General features: G+C 54.7%; 17 protein-coding genes. 10 read left to right on the top strand and 7 right to left on the bottom strand.

Annotated features, from left to right (window positions below; translation table 11 throughout):
* The first annotated feature begins 8 nt into the window (after positions 1 to 8).
* The 4 genes from idnO (at position 9) to FOB24_RS04475 (ending at position 4,982) form a co-directional block, all read left to right on the top strand.
* The gene (idnO, locus tag FOB24_RS04490; protein ID WP_038636797.1) at positions 9 to 773 is read left to right on the top strand and encodes a gluconate 5-dehydrogenase; all 765 of its coding nucleotides are present in this window, start codon (positions 9 to 11) and stop codon (positions 771 to 773) included.
* 256 nt (positions 774 to 1,029) lie between these two features.
* Positions 1,030 to 2,349 carry a gnt-II system L-idonate transporter gene (gene idnT, locus FOB24_RS04485; RefSeq protein ID WP_038636794.1) on the top strand — a complete coding sequence of 440 codons (1,320 nt, stop codon included), beginning with the start codon at positions 1,030 to 1,032 and terminating at the stop codon, positions 2,347 to 2,349.
* A gap of 52 nt (positions 2,350 to 2,401) precedes the next feature.
* Positions 2,402 to 3,400, top strand: a complete 999-nt coding sequence (idnR, locus tag FOB24_RS04480; RefSeq protein WP_085048403.1) for a DNA-binding transcriptional regulator IdnR — start codon at positions 2,402 to 2,404, stop codon at positions 3,398 to 3,400.
* A 79-nt stretch (positions 3,401 to 3,479) separates the two neighbouring features.
* Entirely contained in the window at positions 3,480 to 4,982 is a 1,503-nt protein-coding gene (locus FOB24_RS04475) for a helicase HerA-like C-terminal domain-containing protein (RefSeq protein WP_085048488.1), read from the top strand.
* Positions 4,983 to 5,021: 39 nt separating this feature from the next.
* Here the strand turns inward: FOB24_RS04475 and lptG are convergent, their stop codons facing one another.
* The 3 genes from lptG to FOB24_RS24390 form a co-directional block, all read right to left on the bottom strand.
* Positions 5,022 to 6,104 carry an LPS export ABC transporter permease LptG gene (gene lptG, locus FOB24_RS04470; RefSeq protein WP_038636788.1) on the bottom strand — a complete coding sequence of 361 codons (1,083 nt, stop codon included), beginning with the start codon at positions 6,102 to 6,104 and terminating at the stop codon, positions 5,022 to 5,024.
* Complete coding sequence (gene lptF, locus FOB24_RS04465) at positions 6,104 to 7,204, bottom strand: LPS export ABC transporter permease LptF (protein WP_038636786.1); 1,101 nt, start codon at positions 7,202 to 7,204, stop codon at positions 6,104 to 6,106. Before lptF ends, lptG begins: the two co-directional genes overlap by 1 nt.
* A 62-nt stretch (positions 7,205 to 7,266) precedes the next feature.
* On the bottom strand, positions 7,267 to 7,317 hold the full coding sequence (locus FOB24_RS24390) for a hypothetical protein (protein ID WP_212723231.1): 51 nt from the start codon (positions 7,315 to 7,317) through the stop codon (positions 7,267 to 7,269).
* A 153-nt stretch (positions 7,318 to 7,470) separates the two neighbouring features.
* Here FOB24_RS24390 and pepA point away from each other — a divergent pair, with 153 nt between their 5' ends.
* The 4 genes from pepA (at position 7,471) to FOB24_RS04445 (ending at position 13,149) form a co-directional block, all read left to right on the top strand.
* A complete protein-coding gene (gene pepA / locus FOB24_RS04460) occupies positions 7,471 to 8,982 on the top strand; it encodes a leucyl aminopeptidase (RefSeq protein ID WP_038636783.1) in 1,512 nt (503 codons plus the stop codon).
* 144 nt (positions 8,983 to 9,126) lie between these two features.
* A complete protein-coding gene (gene holC / locus FOB24_RS04455) occupies positions 9,127 to 9,570 on the top strand; it encodes a DNA polymerase III subunit chi (protein WP_038636780.1) in 444 nt (147 codons plus the stop codon).
* Positions 9,570 to 12,425: a valine--tRNA ligase gene (locus tag FOB24_RS04450; RefSeq protein ID WP_085048405.1), complete on the top strand. Its 2,856-nt coding sequence runs from the start codon at positions 9,570 to 9,572 to the stop codon at positions 12,423 to 12,425. The genes holC and FOB24_RS04450 overlap by 1 nt, the downstream gene beginning before the upstream one ends.
* 220 nt (positions 12,426 to 12,645) lie before the next feature.
* Positions 12,646 to 13,149, top strand: a complete 504-nt coding sequence (locus FOB24_RS04445) for a GNAT family N-acetyltransferase (protein WP_038636772.1) — start codon at positions 12,646 to 12,648, stop codon at positions 13,147 to 13,149.
* 26 nt (positions 13,150 to 13,175) lie between these two features.
* On the opposite strand, the gene FOB24_RS04440 is transcribed toward FOB24_RS04445, so the two are convergent.
* From FOB24_RS04440 to rraB, 3 genes are all read right to left on the bottom strand, one after another.
* The gene (locus FOB24_RS04440; RefSeq protein ID WP_038636769.1) at positions 13,176 to 14,006 is read right to left on the bottom strand and encodes a hypothetical protein; all 831 of its coding nucleotides are present in this window, start codon (positions 14,004 to 14,006) and stop codon (positions 13,176 to 13,178) included.
* Positions 14,007 to 14,173: 167 nt separating this feature from the next.
* Positions 14,174 to 14,932 carry a tRNA isopentenyl-2-thiomethyl-A-37 hydroxylase MiaE gene (miaE, locus tag FOB24_RS04435; RefSeq protein ID WP_150344555.1) on the bottom strand — a complete coding sequence of 253 codons (759 nt, stop codon included), beginning with the start codon at positions 14,930 to 14,932 and terminating at the stop codon, positions 14,174 to 14,176.
* A 51-nt stretch (positions 14,933 to 14,983) separates the two neighbouring features.
* Positions 14,984 to 15,409, bottom strand: a complete 426-nt coding sequence (gene rraB, locus FOB24_RS04430) for a ribonuclease E inhibitor RraB (RefSeq protein WP_005134179.1) — start codon at positions 15,407 to 15,409, stop codon at positions 14,984 to 14,986.
* A gap of 98 nt (positions 15,410 to 15,507) precedes the next feature.
* Here rraB and argL point away from each other — a divergent pair, with 98 nt between their 5' ends.
* Positions 15,508 to 15,603: a putative translational regulatory protein ArgL gene (gene argL / locus FOB24_RS24630; RefSeq protein WP_371414783.1), complete on the top strand. Its 96-nt coding sequence runs from the start codon at positions 15,508 to 15,510 to the stop codon at positions 15,601 to 15,603.
* Positions 15,573 to 16,577 (top strand): ornithine carbamoyltransferase, encoded by a 1,005-nt coding sequence (argF, locus tag FOB24_RS04425; RefSeq protein ID WP_150344554.1) that lies wholly within the window; start codon positions 15,573 to 15,575, stop codon positions 16,575 to 16,577. Before argL ends, argF begins: the two co-directional genes overlap by 31 nt.
* Positions 16,578 to 16,685: 108 nt before the next feature.
* Here argF and FOB24_RS04420 read toward each other — a convergent pair whose 3' ends face one another.
* The gene (locus FOB24_RS04420) at positions 16,686 to 17,138 is read right to left on the bottom strand and encodes a YhcH/YjgK/YiaL family protein (RefSeq protein WP_038636759.1); all 453 of its coding nucleotides are present in this window, start codon (positions 17,136 to 17,138) and stop codon (positions 16,686 to 16,688) included.
* Between the last annotated feature and the right edge of the window lie 464 nt (positions 17,139 to 17,602).

The raw sequence follows: 17,602 nt of genomic DNA, 5'->3' as shown, positions 1-17,602 counted from the left end.
ATAACATGATGAACGATCTTTTTTCACTGGATGGCAAAAACATTCTGATCACCGGTTCGGCTCAGGGTATTGGTTATTTACTGGCGACCGGCCTGGGTAAATACGGTGCGCAGATTATCGTCAATGATATTACGCCAGAGCGCGCGGAGGCCGCCGTCGCCAAATTGCAGCAGGAAGGGATCCGCGCCGTTGCCGCGCCATTCAATGTTACGCAGAAACAGGACATTGATGCCGCCATCGAGCATATCGAAAAAGACATTGGCCAAATTGATGTGCTGGTGAATAACGCCGGTATCCAGCGCCGCCATCCGTTTACCGAGTTCCCGGAACAGGACTGGAACGATGTGATTGCCGTTAACCAGACGGCGGTGTTCCTGGTCTCGCAGGCGGTCACTCGCCGCATGGTGGAGCGCCAGGCCGGGAAGGTCATCAACATCTGCTCGATGCAGAGCGAACTGGGCCGCGACACCATTACGCCGTACGCCGCCTCGAAAGGCGCGGTGAAAATGCTCACCCGCGGAATGTGTGTTGAGCTGGCGCGCCACAATATCCAGGTCAACGGTATCGCGCCGGGCTACTTCAAAACTGAAATGACTAAAGCGTTGGTCGAGGATGAAGCCTTTACCTCCTGGCTGTGCAAACGTACGCCAGCCGCGCGCTGGGGCGATCCGCAGGAGCTGATTGGCGCGGCGGTATTTCTCTCTTCCAAAGCATCCGATTTTGTTAACGGGCACCTGTTGTTCGTCGATGGCGGCATGCTGGTCGCCGTCTGATACAGCACAACGCAACATCACGCAGCGCCCAGGCGCTGCATTTTGGCACCCACCCGAAATCATTCGAGTTGCAGGACAAAATGCCAAAAGCATTTTGAACAGCGCTTGCGCTGGCCCCGAAGGGGCGAGGCCGCAGGTCGAGTAACGCGGCAAGTGAATGAACCCGATGAGCTTACTTGAGTAAGTGATTCGGGTGAGTGAGCGCAGCCAACACACCTGCAACTTGAAGTATGACGGGGATATAAGAGAAACGATTATGCCATTAATAATAATTGCGGCAGGCGTCGCGCTGCTTCTGGTCCTGATGATTGGCTTTAAAGTTAACGGCTTTATTGCGCTGGTCCTGGTGGCGGCGGTCGTCGGTTTTGCCGAAGGGATGGATGCCCAGGCCGTTCTGCACTCTATACAAAATGGGATCGGCGGGACGCTCGGCGGGCTGGCGATGATCCTCGGGTTTGGTGCGATGCTCGGCAAGCTGATCTCCGATACGGGCGCAGCCCAGCGCATCGCCACCACGCTGATTGACACGTTCGGTAAGAAACGTGTGCAGTGGGCGCTGGTGATCACCGGTCTGGTCGTCGGTCTGGCGATGTTCTTCGAAGTCGGCTTTGTTCTGCTGCTGCCGCTGGTATTTACGGTGGTGGCCTCTTCCGGTCTGCCGCTGCTGTATGTCGGCGTGCCGATGGTGGCGGCGCTGTCCGTAACCCACTGTTTCCTGCCGCCGCATCCGGGCCCCACCGCGATTGCCACCATTTTCGAGGCCAATCTCGGCACCACCCTGCTGTACGGTTTTATTATTACCATCCCGACGGTAATTGTTGCCGGGCCGCTGTTTTCCAAGCTGCTGACCCGCTTTGAGAAAGCGCCGCCGGAAGGGTTATTCAACCCGCATCTGTTCACCGAAGAAGAGATGCCGTCGTTCTGGAACAGTATCTTTGCGGCGGTTATCCCGGTCATACTGATGGCGGTGGCGGCGGTATGTGAAATTACGCTGCCGAAGTCCAATAGCGTGCGGGTATTCTTTGAGTTTATCGGCAACCCTGCGGTCGCCTTGTTTATCGCCATCGTGCTGGCCATTTTTACCCTTGGTCGACGTAACGGACGGACGATCGAGCAAATTATGGATATCATTGGCGACTCTATCGGCGCAATCGCGATGATTGTGTTCATCATTGCCGGCGGCGGTGCGTTTAAGCAGGTACTGGTCGACAGCGGCGTGGGGCAGTATATCTCGCACCTGATGACCGGCACGTCGCTCTCTCCGCTGCTGATGTGCTGGACGGTCGCCGCATTGCTGCGTATCGCGCTCGGTTCTGCGACCGTGGCGGCGATCACCACCGCAGGCGTGGTGCTGCCGATTATTAACGTTACTCACGCCGACCCGGCGCTGATGGTGCTGGCTACCGGCGCGGGCAGCGTGATTGCCTCCCACGTTAACGATCCGGGATTCTGGCTGTTTAAAGGCTATTTTAATCTCAGCGTTGGGGAAACATTGCGTACCTGGACGGTGATGGAGACGCTGATTTCCATTATGGGTCTGCTGGGCGTACTGGCGCTGAACGCCATCCTGCATTAAGACGGTCATCACCGGGGAGCACAGGTCAGCGCTCCCCGGCACGGGAGAGAAAATGAGGAACCACAGAATTTCTTTGCAAGATATCGCCACACTGGCGGGCGTGACCAAAATGACGGTGAGCCGCTACATTCGCTCGCCGAAAAAGGTCGCAAAGGAAACCGGTGAACGCATTGCGCAGATTATGGAGGAGATTAATTACATCCCCAACCGCGCGCCCGCGATGCTGCTGAATGCGCAAAGCTATACGCTCGGCGTGCTGATCCCCTCGTTTCAAAACCAGCTGTTCGCTGACATTCTGGCCGGTATTGAGTCGGTCACCTCGGACCATAACTATCAGACGCTGATCGCCAACTACAATTATGACCGGGAATCCGAGGAAGAGTCGGTGATCAACCTGCTGTCGTACAATATCGACGGCATTATTCTGTCCGAGAAATATCACACTCTGCGCACGGTTAAATTTCTGCGTTCAGCCAATATTCCGGTGGTCGAGCTGATGGATATTCAAGGTGACCGTCTGGACATGGAGGTGGGCTTTGATAACCGTCAGGCGGCGTTTGATATGGTCAGCACCATGCTGGATAAACGCCCGCGCCGCAAAATCCTCTATCTGGGTTCGAAAGACGACGTGCGCGATGAACAGCGCTATCGCGGTTATTGCGATGCCATGACGCGGCGGTGTCTGTCGCCACTGCGCGTTAATCCGCGTTCTATTTCGTCCATTCATCTCGGCACCCAGATGATGCGGGACGCGCTCGCCGCGCATCCGGATTTAGACGGCGTCTTTTGCACCAACGACGATATTGCGATGGGCGCGCTGCTGCTGTGCCGCGAACGCGAGCTGGCCGTTCCGGAACAGATCTCGATTGCTGGTTTTCACGGACTGGAAATGGGGCGGCAGATGATCCCAAGCCTCGCCAGCGTGATCACCCCGCGTTTCGACATTGGCCGTATGGCGGCGCAGATGTTGCTGAGCAAAATCAAGAACAACGACCATAACCACAACACCGTGGATTTGGGGTATCAGATTTATCACGGCCACACGCTTTAAGATTTTTTATCTCCCTTGCTCATACTTTCTTTCATTCATATTGCCTATACTCCAGGCAGGATAAATGGAGGAAATCTCAATGAGCGCACCCCTGCTAATCGCCCGCACGCCGGACACCGAACTGTTTTTACTCCCAGGCATGGCCAACCGTCACGGGCTGATTACCGGCGCGACCGGGACCGGTAAAACCGTCACGCTACAGAAACTGGCCGAATCGCTGTCTGAGATTGGCGTGCCGGTATTTATGGCCGACGTAAAAGGTGACTTAACCGGCGTTGCGCAGGAAGGACAAGCCTCTGAAAAGCTGCTCGCCCGCCTGAAAAACATCGGCATTACCGACTGGCAACCGCATGCGAATCCGGTCACGGTGTGGGATATCTTCGGCGAAAAAGGCCACCCGGTGCGGGCCACGGTCTCTGACCTCGGGCCGCTGCTACTGGCGCGTCTGCTGAATCTCAACGATGTGCAGTCCGGCGTGCTGGATATTATCTTCCGTATTGCCGATGACCAGGGTCTGTTGCTGCTCGATTTCAAAGATCTGCGGGCCATTACGCAGTACATCGGCGATAACGCTAAATCGTTCCAGAACCAGTACGGCAACATCAGCAGCGCCTCGGTGGGCGCTATCCAGCGCGGACTGTTGTCACTGGAACAACAGGGAGCGGCGCACTTCTTTGGCGAGCCGATGCTGGATATCAAAGACTGGATGCGCACTGACGCCAGCGGTAAAGGGGTAATCAACATCCTCAGCGCCGAGAAGCTGTACCAGATGCCCAAACTGTACGCCGCCAGCCTGCTGTGGATGCTCTCCGAACTGTATGAACAACTGCCGGAAGCCGGCGATCTGGAGAAGCCAAAACTGGTGTTCTTCTTCGACGAAGCCCATCTGTTGTTCAATGACGCCCCACAGGTATTGCTGGATAAAATTGAACAGGTAATCCGCCTGATCCGCTCGAAAGGGGTCGGCGTGTGGTTCGTTTCACAAAACCCGTCCGATATTCCGGACAACGTACTCGGGCAGTTGGGAAACCGCGTGCAACATGCCCTGCGCGCCTTCACGCCAAAAGATCAGAAAGCGGTGAAAACCGCGGCGCAAACTATGCGCGCCAATCCGGCATTTGATACCGAAAAAGCCATTCAGGAGCTGGGTACCGGCGAAGCGCTAATTTCCTTCCTCGATGCCAAAGGTAGCCCCTCAGTGGTGGAACGGGCGATGGTAATTGCGCCGTGCTCGCGCATGGGACCGGTAACCGACGACGAGCGCAACGGGCTGATTAATCACTCCTCATTGTATGGAAAATATGAGGAAGAGGTCGACCGTGAGTCCGCCTATGAGCGTTTACAGCAAGGCGTACAGGCCAGCACCGAGCAGCAAAATACGCCTCCCGCCAACGGGAAAGCGATCGACGTGGATGGCGGTATTCTCGGTGGGTTGAAAGATATTCTGTTTGGTAGCACCGGACCACGCGGCGGTAAGCGCGATGGCGTAGTACAGAGCGTGGCGAAAAGCGCGGCGCGACAGGTCACTAATCAGATAATTCGCGGCATGTTGGGAAGTTTGATGGGCGGCAGAAAACGCTAGCAGTGAAACGCCCCTCCCGCACTACGGGAGGGGCGGATATTACGACTTACGCAGCATCAACCACAGGCTTATCAGGAAGAAGCTGGCGCTAGGCAGCAACGCGCCGATAATCGGCGGAATGCCGTACACCAGCGTTAATGGGCCAAAGATTTGGTCCAGCACATAGAACACAAAACCGAAGCTAATCCCTGTCACCACGCGCACGCCCATCGGGACGCTACGCAGCGGGCCAAAGATAAACGACAGCGCCATCAGCATCATGACCGCCACTGACAACGGCTGGAAGACTTTGCTCCACATATTGAGCTGGTAACGTCCGGCGTCCTGGCCGCTCGACTTCAGATACTTCACGTAGTTATGCAGACCGCTAATCGAGAGCGCATCAGGATCCAGCGCGACGACGCCGAGCTTGTCCGGCGTAAGGTTGGTTTTCCAGGTCCCGCTCACCATCTGCGAACCAGTGATTTGCTTTGGATCGGTCAGGTTAGATTCATCCACCTGCGACAGACGCCACACCTTCTGCTCCGGGTCAAACGTCGCGCTCGCAGCATAGCGAACGGACTGCAAACGACGCTTATCGTTAAAGGAGTAGATACTAATTCCGCCTAACTCGGCGTCGCCTTTCACCCGCTCGATGTAGACAAAGCTGTCACCATCTTTCGCCCACAGACCCTGCTGCGTAGAGAGCAGCGAGCCACCGTACATCTGCTGGGCACGATAGTTACGCGCCATCTGTTCGCCCTGCGGCGCCACCCATTCACCGATGGCCATCGTCAACAGCACCAGCGGAATCGCGGTTTTCATCACCGACAGCGCCACCTGCATACGGGTAAAGCCGGAAGCCTGCATTACCACCAGTTCACTGCGCTGAGCCAACATGCCCAGCCCCAACAACGCGCCGAGCAGCGCCGCCATCGGGAAGAAAATCTGGATATCTTTTGGTGCGCTGAGTAGGGTATACAGCCCGGCGCCCATCGCATCGTAGCTCCCCTGCCCGGCTTTTTTCAGCTGGTCGACGAACTTGATGATCCCGGAGAGCGACACCAGCATGAACAACGTCATCATGATGGTGGTGAAAATGGTTTTACCGATATAGCGGTCAAGTACACCAAAGGGCTGCATTATACCGCTCCTTTACGCATAAAACGGGCACGCAAGCGGCGCATAGGCACCGTATCCCAGAGGTTAAGTACAATCGCCAGCGCCAGATACGCCAGGTTAACCGTCCACATCCAGAACACCGGATCCAGCTTACCTTTGCCGCCGTTCGACTTCAGGGATGTCTGGACCAGGAAGAACAGCAAATAGAGCAGCATGGCGGGCAGCATCGACAGTACGCGCCCCTGACGCGGGTTCACCACGCTCAGCGGTACGACCATCAGCGCCATCATAAATACGGTGAATACTAACGTGATACGCCAGGTCAGCTCCGCGCGAGCACGATCGTTGTCGGTCGTCCACAGCGTACGCATATCCATCTGGTCGGTATCGTTTGGATCCAGCGCCACAGCCTGATGGCCAATAATCGCCTGATAATCCTGGAAGTCAGTGATGCGGAAATCACGCAGCAGCGCAGTCCCTTCAAAGCGCGTGCCCTGGTTCAGCGTCACGACCTGGGAGCCATCGCGCATCTGGGTAAGATGTCCGGAATCAGCCACCACCACCGAAGGACGGGCATTACCTTTCGGGCGGATTTGCGCGAGGAACACATCTTTGAAGTTGCTGCCGTCAACGCTTTCGATAAACAGCACCGAACCGCCGTTAGTCGCCTGCTGGAATTGCCCCTGAGCAAGCGCAGCCATGCCGGGGTTAGCTTTCGCTTCCGCCAGCACTTCGTCCTGATGCCTGGAGGACCACGGTCCGGCCCACATCACGTTAACCGCCGCAATAATACTGGTAAACAACGCCAGCACCATCGCCGCTTTCACGAGCACAGCCTTGCTCAGCCCACAGGCGTGCATGACCGTAATTTCACTTTCGGTATACAGTTTGCCCAGCGTCATCAGCAGCCCGAGGAACAGGCTTAAGGGCAAGATAAGTTGCGCCATTTCTGGCACGCCCAGCCCCAGCAGCGAGAGCACCAGATTCGCCGGGATATCACCGTCAACCGCCGCACCAAGGATCCTGACTAACTTTTGACAAAAGAAGATCAAAAGCAGGATGAAAAGGATCGCAAGTTGGCTTTTGAGCGTTTCCCGAACCAGATATCTTATGATTATCACTTTAAATACGCCCGTAAAAACCCGTCTTTTGCCGGAATTTAGCTTGTTTCATGGCTTAAACGTCATTTATTCTCTTGAGTCGTCGAAATCGTCGCTAAGATCATTATACTCAACGGATCCACCTCTCAGAAATTGTTCTGACGTGCCAATGCCGTAATAACGTTAAGATTAACACGAAGTCACCGCAACAGCGGGAATGAGTTACGAAAGCTTGCAATTCTATCCGTAGCCACCGCCGTTGTCTTTAAGATTCAGGAGCGTAGTGCATGGAGTTCAGTGTAAAAAGCGGTAGCCCGGAGAAACAGCGGAGTGCCTGCATCGTTGTGGGCGTCTTTGAACCACGCCGCCTCTCTCCGATTGCAGAGCAGCTCGACAAGATCAGCGACGGGTACATCAGCGCACTGCTGCGTCGTGGCGAACTGGAAGGCAAACCGGGTCAAACCCTGTTGCTGCACCATGTTCCTAATGTCCTGTCTGAGCGAATTCTCCTCATCGGTTGTGGTAAAGAGCGTGAGCTTGATGAACGTCAGTATAAGCAGGTCATTCAGAAAACTATAAATACCCTGAATGATACAGGCTCAATGGAAGCCGTCTGTTTCCTGACTGAGCTGCACGTCAAAGGCCGCAATAACTACTGGAAAGTACGTCAGGCCGTTGAGACGGCCCAGGAAACGCTGTACAGCTTTGATCAGTTGAAGACTAACAAAAGCGAACCACGTCGTCCGCTGCGTAAAATGGTCTTCAACGTACCGACCCGACGCGAACTGACCAGCGGTGAACGTGCCATTCAGCACGGCCTGGCGATTGCCGCCGGGATCAAAGCGGCAAAAGATCTCGGCAATATGCCGCCGAATATCTGTAACGCCGCCTACCTGGCTTCTCAGGCGCGTCAGTTGGCTGACAGCTATAGCAAAAATGTTGTCACTCGCGTCATCGGTGAGCAGCAGATGAAAGAGCTGGGCATGCACTCCTATCTTGCGGTCGGCAATGGTTCGCAAAATGAATCGCTGATGTCGGTGATTGAGTATAAAGGTGTCGAATCCGAAGACGTACGCCCGATCGTGTTGGTGGGTAAAGGGTTAACCTTTGACTCCGGCGGTATCTCCATCAAACCTGCCGAAGGTATGGATGAGATGAAATACGACATGTGCGGCGCGGCAGCGGTTTACGGCGTGATGCGCATGGTGGCGGAGCTACAGTTGCCAATCAACGTCGTCGGCGTACTGGCGGGCTGCGAAAACATGCCGGGCGGCCGCGCGTATCGCCCAGGCGATGTGCTGACGACCATGTCTGGTCAAACCGTTGAAGTACTGAACACCGATGCTGAAGGCCGTCTGGTACTGTGCGACGTGTTAACCTACGTCGAGCGTTTTGAACCGGAAGCGGTCATTGATGTGGCAACGCTGACCGGCGCGTGCGTGATTGCATTGGGCCATCACATCACCGGCCTGATGTCGAACCACAATCCGCTGGCGCACGAGCTGATCGGTGCTTCCGAGCAGGCGGGCGACCGCGCGTGGCGTCTGCCGTTGGGTGATGAATTCCAGGAACAACTGGAGTCCAACTTTGCGGATATGGCCAACATCGGCGGCCGTCCTGGCGGTGCTATCACCGCGGGCTGCTTCCTGTCGCGCTTTACCCGTAAATATAACTGGGCGCACCTGGACATCGCGGGTACCGCATGGCGTTCCGGTAAAGCCAAAGGCGCCACTGGTCGTCCGGTAGCGCTGCTGTCGCAGTTCCTGCTCAATCGAGCCGGATTTAACGGCGACGAGTAATGTGTAAATGCCGGATGGCGCTACGCTTATCCGGCCTACAAAGCAGTAAGCTGTAGGTCTGATAAGACGCGCGAGCGTCGCCATCAGGCGAAAAGGCCGGGTCACCCGGCCTTGTATTTAAATCCACCACAAGAAGCCCCATATATGAAGAATGCGACGTTCTATCTTCTGGATAATGACACTACCGTTGATGGCTTAAGCGCCGTCGAGCAACTGGTGTGTGAAATTGCCGCAGAACGTTGGCGTGCTGGCAAGCGCGTGCTGATCGCCTGCGAAAACGAAAAGCAGGCCTTTCGCCTTGATGAAGCCCTGTGGGCAAGACCGGCAGAAAGCTTCGTGCCGCATAATCTGGCGGGTGAAGGTCCCAGAGGCGGCTCGCCGGTAGAGATTGCCTGGCCGGAAAAACGCAACAGCAGCCCGCGCGACCTGCTGATCAGTTTGCGCGTTGGCTTTGCAGATTTTGCCACCGCTTTCACAGAAGTGATAGACTTCGTCCCTTACGAAGATTCTTTGAAACAATCGGCACGCGATCGCTACAAAGCATACCGCGTGGCTGGTTTTAACCTGAATACGGCAACCTGGAAATAATGGAAAAGACATATAACCCACAAGATATCGAACAGCCGCTTTACGAGCACTGGGAAAAGCAGGGCTATTTCAAACCTAACGGCGATGAAAGCAAAGAGTCCTTCTGCATCATGATCCCGCCGCCGAACGTCACCGGCAGTTTGCATATGGGTCATGCTTTCCAGCAAACCATCATGGACACCATGATCCGCTACCAGCGCATGCAGGGCAAAAACACCCTGTGGCAGGCCGGTACCGACCACGCGGGTATCGCGACCCAGATGGTGGTTGAGCGTAAGATTGCCGCTGAAGAAGGTAAAACTCGTCACGACTACGGTCGCGAAGCGTTTATCGACAAAATCTGGCAGTGGAAAGCGGAATCTGGCGGCACCATTACCCGTCAGATGCGCCGTCTCGGCAACTCCGTTGACTGGGAGCGCGAGCGCTTCACCATGGACGAAGGTCTTTCCAATGCCGTGAAAGAAGTCTTTGTTCGCCTGTACAAAGAAGACCTGATTTACCGTGGCAAACGCCTGGTGAACTGGGACCCGAAACTGCGCACCGCCATTTCTGACCTGGAAGTGGAAAACCGCGAGTCCAAAGGCTCGATGTGGCACATCCGCTATCCGCTGGCCGACGGCGTGAAGACCGCAGACGGTAAAGATTACCTGGTCGTCGCTACCACTCGTCCGGAAACTATTCTCGGGGATACCGGCGTGGCCGTTAACCCGGAAGATCCGCGCTACAAAGATCTGATCGGTAAATTCGTTGTCCTGCCGCTGGTTGACCGCCGTATTCCGATCGTGGGCGACGAACACGCCGACATGGAAAAAGGCACCGGCTGCGTGAAGATCACTCCGGCGCACGACTTTAATGACTACGAAGTCGGGAAACGTCACGGCCTGCCGATGATCAACATTCTGACCTTTGACGGCGACATCCGTGAAACCGCGGAAGTGTACGACACCAAAGGCGAAGAGTCCGACGTTTACTCCAACGCGATTCCGGCTGAATTCCAGAAGCTGGAACGCTTTGCCGCGCGTAAAGCGATCGTCGCAGCCGTTGACGCCCTGGGTCTGCTGGAAGAGATCAAACCGCACGACCTGACCGTTCCTTACGGCGACCGTGGCGGCGTGGTTATCGAACCGATGCTGACCGACCAGTGGTACGTCCGTGCCGACGTGCTGGCGAAACCGGCGGTTGAAGCCGTTGAAAACGGCAGCATTCAGTTCGTGCCGAAGCAGTACGAAAACATGTACTTCTCCTGGATGCGTGATATTCAGGACTGGTGTATCTCTCGTCAGCTGTGGTGGGGTCACCGTATCCCGGCATGGTACGACAACGACGGCAACGTTTATGTAGGCCGTACCGAAGACGAAGTCCGCCAGGAAAACAACCTCGGCGCCGACGTTGCGCTGCGTCAGGACGAAGACGTTCTCGACACCTGGTTCTCCTCCGCGCTGTGGACTTTCTCCACCCTCGGCTGGCCGGAAAACACCGACGCGCTGCGTCAGTTCCACCCAACCAGCGTGATGGTTTCCGGCTTCGACATCATCTTCTTCTGGATTGCCCGCATGATCATGATGACCATGCACTTCATCAAAGATGAAAACGGCAAGCCGCAGGTGCCGTTCCATACCGTCTACATGACCGGTCTGATTCGTGACGACGAAGGCCAGAAGATGTCCAAATCCAAAGGTAACGTCATTGACCCGCTGGATATGGTCGACGGCATCTCCCTGCCGGAACTGCTGGAAAAACGTACCGGCAACATGATGCAGCCGCAGCTGGCTGAGAAGATTGCCAAACGTACCGAGAAGCAGTTCCCGAACGGCATTGAGCCGCACGGCACCGACGCCCTGCGCTTTACCCTGGCGGCGCTGGCATCGACCGGTCGCGACATCAACTGGGATATGAAGCGCCTGGAAGGTTACCGTAACTTCTGCAACAAGCTGTGGAACGCCAGCCGCTTTGTGCTGATGAACACTGAAGGAAATGATTGCGGCTTCAACGGCGGCGAAATGACCCTGTCGCTGGCAGACCGCTGGATCCTGGCTGAATTCAACCAGACCGTTAAAGCGTACCGCGAAGCGCTGGATAACTTCCGCTTCGACATCGCCGCGGGCATTCTGTACGAATTCACCTGGAACCAGTTCTGTGACTGGTATCTGGAACTGACCAAACCGGTGATGACCGGAGGTTCCGAGTCTGAACTGCGCGGCACCCGCAATACGCTGGTCACTGTGCTGGAAGGTCTGCTGCGCCTGGCGCACCCGATCATCCCGTTCATCACCGAAACTATCTGGCAGCGCGTGAAGGTCATTTGCGGTATTACCGCCGACACCATCATGCTGCAGCCGTTCCCGGAATATAACGCCGCGCAGGTTGATGAAGCCGCGTTGGCCGATACCGAATGGCTGAAGCAGGCGATCGTCGCCGTACGTAATATCCGTGCGGAAATGAACATCGCGCCGGGCAAACCGCTGGAGCTGCTGCTGCGTGGTTGCAGCGCTGACGCGATGCGTCGTGTGAACGACAACCGTAGCTTCCTGCTTAACCTGGCGCGTCTGGAAAGCATCACCGTGCTGCCTGCCGATGACAAAGGTCCGGTTTCCGTGACCAAAATCATCGACGGCGCTGAACTGCTGATCCCGATGGCTGGCCTCATCAACAAAGAAGATGAGCTGGCGCGTCTGGCGAAAGAAGTGGCGAAAATCGAAGGTGAGATTGCCCGTATCGAAGGCAAACTTTCCAACGAAGGTTTCGTTGCTCGCGCGCCGGAAGCGGTGATCGCCAAAGAGCGTGAGAAGCTGGACGGTTACGCGGAAGCGAAAGCGAAGCTGATTGAGCAGCAGGCGGTTATCGCCGCGCTGTAATCATCGTGCCCGTATATTTGCCGGATGGCGCTGCGCTTATCCGGCCAACGGGCAGCGTCAACGTAGGTCGGATAAGCGTAGCGCATCCGACACCACTGACGAATAAAAAGCCTCTGAGCGTGTGCATCAGAGGCTTTTTATTGAATTATCATCGCTTGCACTTCCCCTCCCCGCAGTGTTATTAACTGCATATGTTTCACGTTTCTGTCATGAGTTCGCTATGAGTGTTACTACCCCTGTCTTTGCGACGCTGCGTCGTCTTACCGCCGACGATAACGCCGCCATCGCCCGCGTTATCCGCCAGGTTTCCGCCGAATACGGGCTTACCGCTGATAAAGGCTATACCGTGGCCGACCCAAATCTGGATGAACTGTTCCAGGTTTACAGCCAGCCGGGCGCAGCCTATTGGGTCGTTGAGCAGAATGGTCAGGTGGTGGGCGGCGGCGGCGTCGCGCCGTTAGGCTGTAGCGAGCCGGACATTTGCGAGCTGCAGAAGATGTATTTCCTGTCGAGCGTACGCGGCCAGGGGCTGGCGAAAAAGCTGGCGCTGATGGCGCTGGATCACGCCCGTGAGCAGGGTTTTAAGCAGTGCTATCTGGAAACGACCGCGTTTCTGACTGAGGCTATTCGCCTGTATGAACATTTAGGCTTTGAGCACATCAGCGAAGCGCTGGGCTGTACCGGGCACGTGGATTGTGAAGTGCGGATGTTGAAGCCCCTCTGACCTTACGCCGAGGGGCCATATTGACCTTACTGCATCTCAGCTGAAAGCATCAGACGAATCACGCCGGCCGAACGCGCGGTCGGCAGCTTCAACACCTGTGACCAGAGATCCTGCACTATCTCACAGGCAATCTTCTCTTTGCCGACAGCTTTAGTCGGATCGGCCATGATTTGAATATCCGGTCCATAGCGCTGTACCAGGCCAGGGCTGATGCTTTGCAGGTCCTGAAGCGCCAGTTGCTTTTCCTCTGCCGTAACCGTATGTTTTTTCGGTCCGTGAGAGGCGTACATCATGCTCATGTCACTCGCCATACGACGATCCATGATCTCACGCGGAACAAGACGTGCCGGGTTAATCCCACCTTTTACCGCCGGAAACAGGAAGCGGAAGCATTCGTCATCACCTATTTTGGCCACGGCGGCGATCTGCTCAAGATTAATTTTCATATATTCAATGACATTGGCATCAGGAGCTTGCTGCAATCGTGCCATTTGCAACTGAAGAATCTGCGGCTGTATCGCGTCGATAACCTGCTGTTCACTGCTCCCTGCTTTTTTCATCTGCGCTGCCTGGCTGATTATTTTTTGCGTCAGCGCAGGCTCCTGTTCCTTAATCACCTGAAACGCCGGATTAGAGAGCATCGCCTTTTCAAACTGCTGCTCTTCGGTCAGACCATAATCCGGGTTTTCACGTGGGATCAGGTAGTGCACATCAAACAGATTCCACGCAATAATCGCCACCACAAAGACCACCGCGCCAGAGATCTTGCCCAGCCACCCTTTTTTACGGAACATGCCAACGACGATGGCAATCACCACCCCGATATAGCCTGCTAACAATACGTGAGCCCAGTTCATTAACCATCCTTATGCAAAACAATCTCAAGTAAGGAGATATATTTCCCCCTTCGTGTGTGTTGATTATTACGGCAGCGGCGGGCGATTTCCAGCCACCAGATTTTGCTAGCGGAAAGGGAGAAGAGGTAAAACGCGCGATGATTGAACAGCGCGCGTCACAGAAGGAATCAAGCCGGTATGCCGCTGTGAAAGCGGAACTCGTCGTCAGGAGAGGTAATCAGCGCGGCTTCGACTTCGCCAAAAAACCGCACCCGGTCGCTGATATCGTCAGCAGAAACCTGCTGCGCCAGCGCCAGATAATCCTGATAGTGCCGAGCCTCGGATCGCAGCAGCGACAGGTAAAACGCCTGCAAATCCGCCTCCAGATACGGCGCCAGCGCGGCAAACCGTTCACAGGAACGGGCTTCGATATACGCCCCGCAAATCAGCTTGTCGATCAGCGTCAGCGGCTCGTGGGTGCGAACCTCTTTGAGCATACCTTTGGCGTAACGACTGGCGGTAATTTTGATGTAAGGGATATTGCGGATCGTCATCGCCTCGCGTACCTGCGAGAAGTGATGCAGCTCTTCTTTGATCAGCAACACCATGCTGTCGATAAGCTTTCGTCCCCACGGGTCGACGGTTTGCGGCATAACGCTTTTGCTTATCTGTTTATTCAGCGCGATAAAATCCGGCTCATCCCCTTCCCTGAAAGCAAAGGCTTCATAGGGTTTTAGCCAGTCCAGCAGCGCCTGCGATCCCTGTTTATCCGCGGCATACTTACGCACCAGCAGCATTGCCGTTTGCGCCGCTTTCAGTTCGCAGACGAGGTGATCGGTCAGTAACAGCGGCAGATTCGCCGGGTCTCGCGCTTTATCAAGCCAGGCCTGAGGCGTTTTACATTGCAGGAAGTTGTGGATCGGGGAGAGTATTTGCGGGTAATCCATACGTTGTCCTTGGCCTGCGGCAGCCTGGGCTACCGCAGGTCAGCAGATGACTTAGTGACGCACGCCGTCATCATCTTCGTCGACGAAGTCTTCATCGTCGCCATCTTCACCTTCTTCGCCGTTCGGGTCCTCAAAATAGGTGCCCCAACCGTCGTATTCCACTTCAAATTTTTCAGCCAGGTTCATCAGTTGCTCAACCTGAGCGTCAATCAGCTCGGCATTCAGGGCGCATTCGCTGAGGATGTCACAGCAAATAACCGTGTCGCCTTCTTCGACTTCAAGCTCTTCCGGCTCGGTCACTTCATAACCCAGCTTGAAGGCTTCTACTGCCGCTTTTTCCAGGGTTTCAAAGTCGTCCGCGGAAAGGTGATGCTCGATAGTGTACAGCGCGTCTGGATCGCTGCCATCTTCGAGTAACTCTTCAATAATCAAGCGTGTTTCTTCACGCTGCTCTTCCAGTAGTTCCGGGTTTGCCATGGCTCGTTCCTCATAATGTCCTGCCGATACTCTTATTGTCACATACCGCTGTCATTGCCTCCACCTTTCCAGGAAAGATTTGTTAAACAAGGTTGCAAATGAATAAACATCCATATAAATTGAATTTTAATTCAATAAATGGCTTAAGCCATGTGAGGAAACCATGTCTACGTTTTATCAGAAGCACTTTTTGAAACTGCTTGATTTCACCTCTGCTGAACTCACGTCACTGCTCAAGCTCGCCGCGCAGCTCAAGGCAGATAAGAAAAACGGCACCGAGGTCGCTCAACTCACCGGTAAAAATATCGCGCTCATCTTCGAAAAAGACTCGACTCGTACTCGTTGCTCTTTCGAAGTTGCCGCATACGATCAGGGCGCTCGCGTAACGTATCTCGGGCCAAGCGGCAGCCAGATTGGGCATAAAGAGTCGATTAAAGATACCGCCCGCGTACTCGGCCGCATGTACGACGGTATTCAGTATCGGGGTCACGGTCAGGAAGTAGTGGAAACGCTGGCGGAATATGCCGGGGTACCGGTGTGGAATGGATTAACTAACGAGTTTCATCCCACCCAGTTACTGGCGGATCTGTTAACTATGCAGGAGCACCTGCCGGGTAAAGCATTTAATGAGATGACGTTAGTCTACACCGGCGATGCCCGTAACAATATGGGCAATTCGATGCTGGAAGCCGCCGCGTTAACCGGGTTAGATCTGCGTCTGGTTGCACCGCAGGCCTGCTGGCCGGATGAGAGTCTGGTGGCAGAATGCAAAGCGCTGGCACAGAAAAACGGTGGCAATATTACGCTGACGGAAGATGTCGCCGCGGGCGTAAAAGGTGCAGACTTCATCTACACCGACGTATGGGTGTCAATGGGCGAAGCGAAAGAGAAGTGGGCCGAGCGTATTGCGCTGCTGCGCAAATATCAGGTAAACAGCGCGATGATGGCGCTCACCGGCAATCCGCAGGTTAAATTTCTGCACTGCCTGCCCGCGTTCCATGATGATCAAACCACGCTTGGCAAACAAATGGCGCAACAGTACGGTTTGCACGGCGGGATGGAAGTGACCGACGACGTCTTTGAGTCACCCGCCAGCATCGTATTTGATCAGGCGGAAAACCGGATGCACACCATTAAAGCGGTAATGGTGGCGACGCTTTCCAAATGATAGCGTTGCGTGATTGATTTGCCGGATGGCGATGCTCAGCATCTTATCCGGCCTACAACCGCGCTACCGTAGGCCGGGCAAGGCGAAGCCGCCCCCCGGCAAACACGCTTATTCCACCCGCAATTTCACCACCGCTTTGCGTACCAGCGCCGGAGCGCCGACTGCGCACAGCGGTTTATGCACTTCCCCCGGATAGAACACCACAAAGTCACCTTCGTTCAGCACCACCGTTTTCTCCTGTGCCCCTTCCGGCAGGAAAGCAATGTCTTTATCCGCCAGCCAGTCAGTTTCCGGCGCGCCCGCAGGCTGCGTACTGAAGGTCATGCCTTCCTGCCCTTTGAGCAGGATCTGAATATCCAGATAGCGGGCATGGTACTCGGCACGGCGCTGTGCAAACGGCTCCGTCATATCTTCGGCAATCAGATAAAACAGGCGATCGCCATCGATGTCATGCTTACCCTTTTCCGTCGCATCCGTAACATGCGTTTTAATGTGCTCAATCGCCTGACGCAGCTCTTCCGGCAGCCAGGCACCCAGGTTGTGAATATTGCCGACAATCATCTCAAACCTCTTTATTAAAACATCGTTTCATTTTTGTTGTTATACGAAAAAACGGCCTGCCATACCACTCCTAATTACCGATATTTTGCGGCAACGCATGTTTATCGCTGATGATGTTAGATAGTTGTTAACCTAACGCATCAGGTTATGCATAAACACTGCATAACTCTTACCCCCTCATTTTTCTCTTTGCTGGTAACTTACTGGTTTTGAAAGTGTTATGATAAAACCCAGCCGTCGATCACAATTCACACCTCCCCCACTCGCTTTGTTCGCCACCATATTTATTTGGCAATAAACTGTCCCGTACAAATAATAGAATCACAGAACCGCATAAACATTCACCTCATAATAAAAAACACATAAAAATCAATTCATTATTAAATGCATATATTTTTAAAAATGTACATAAAATTAACATAGATAAATAACAAGACATATTCATGCGTAGCAATTCAGTTATT

The sequence above is a fragment of the Citrobacter werkmanii genome (genome assembly GCF_008693645.1).
GTDB classification, from domain to species: domain Bacteria; phylum Pseudomonadota; class Gammaproteobacteria; order Enterobacterales; family Enterobacteriaceae; genus Citrobacter; species Citrobacter werkmanii.
Note: the sequence above shows the minus strand (reverse complement) of the source record. Positions and strands in the feature narration are given on the sequence as shown.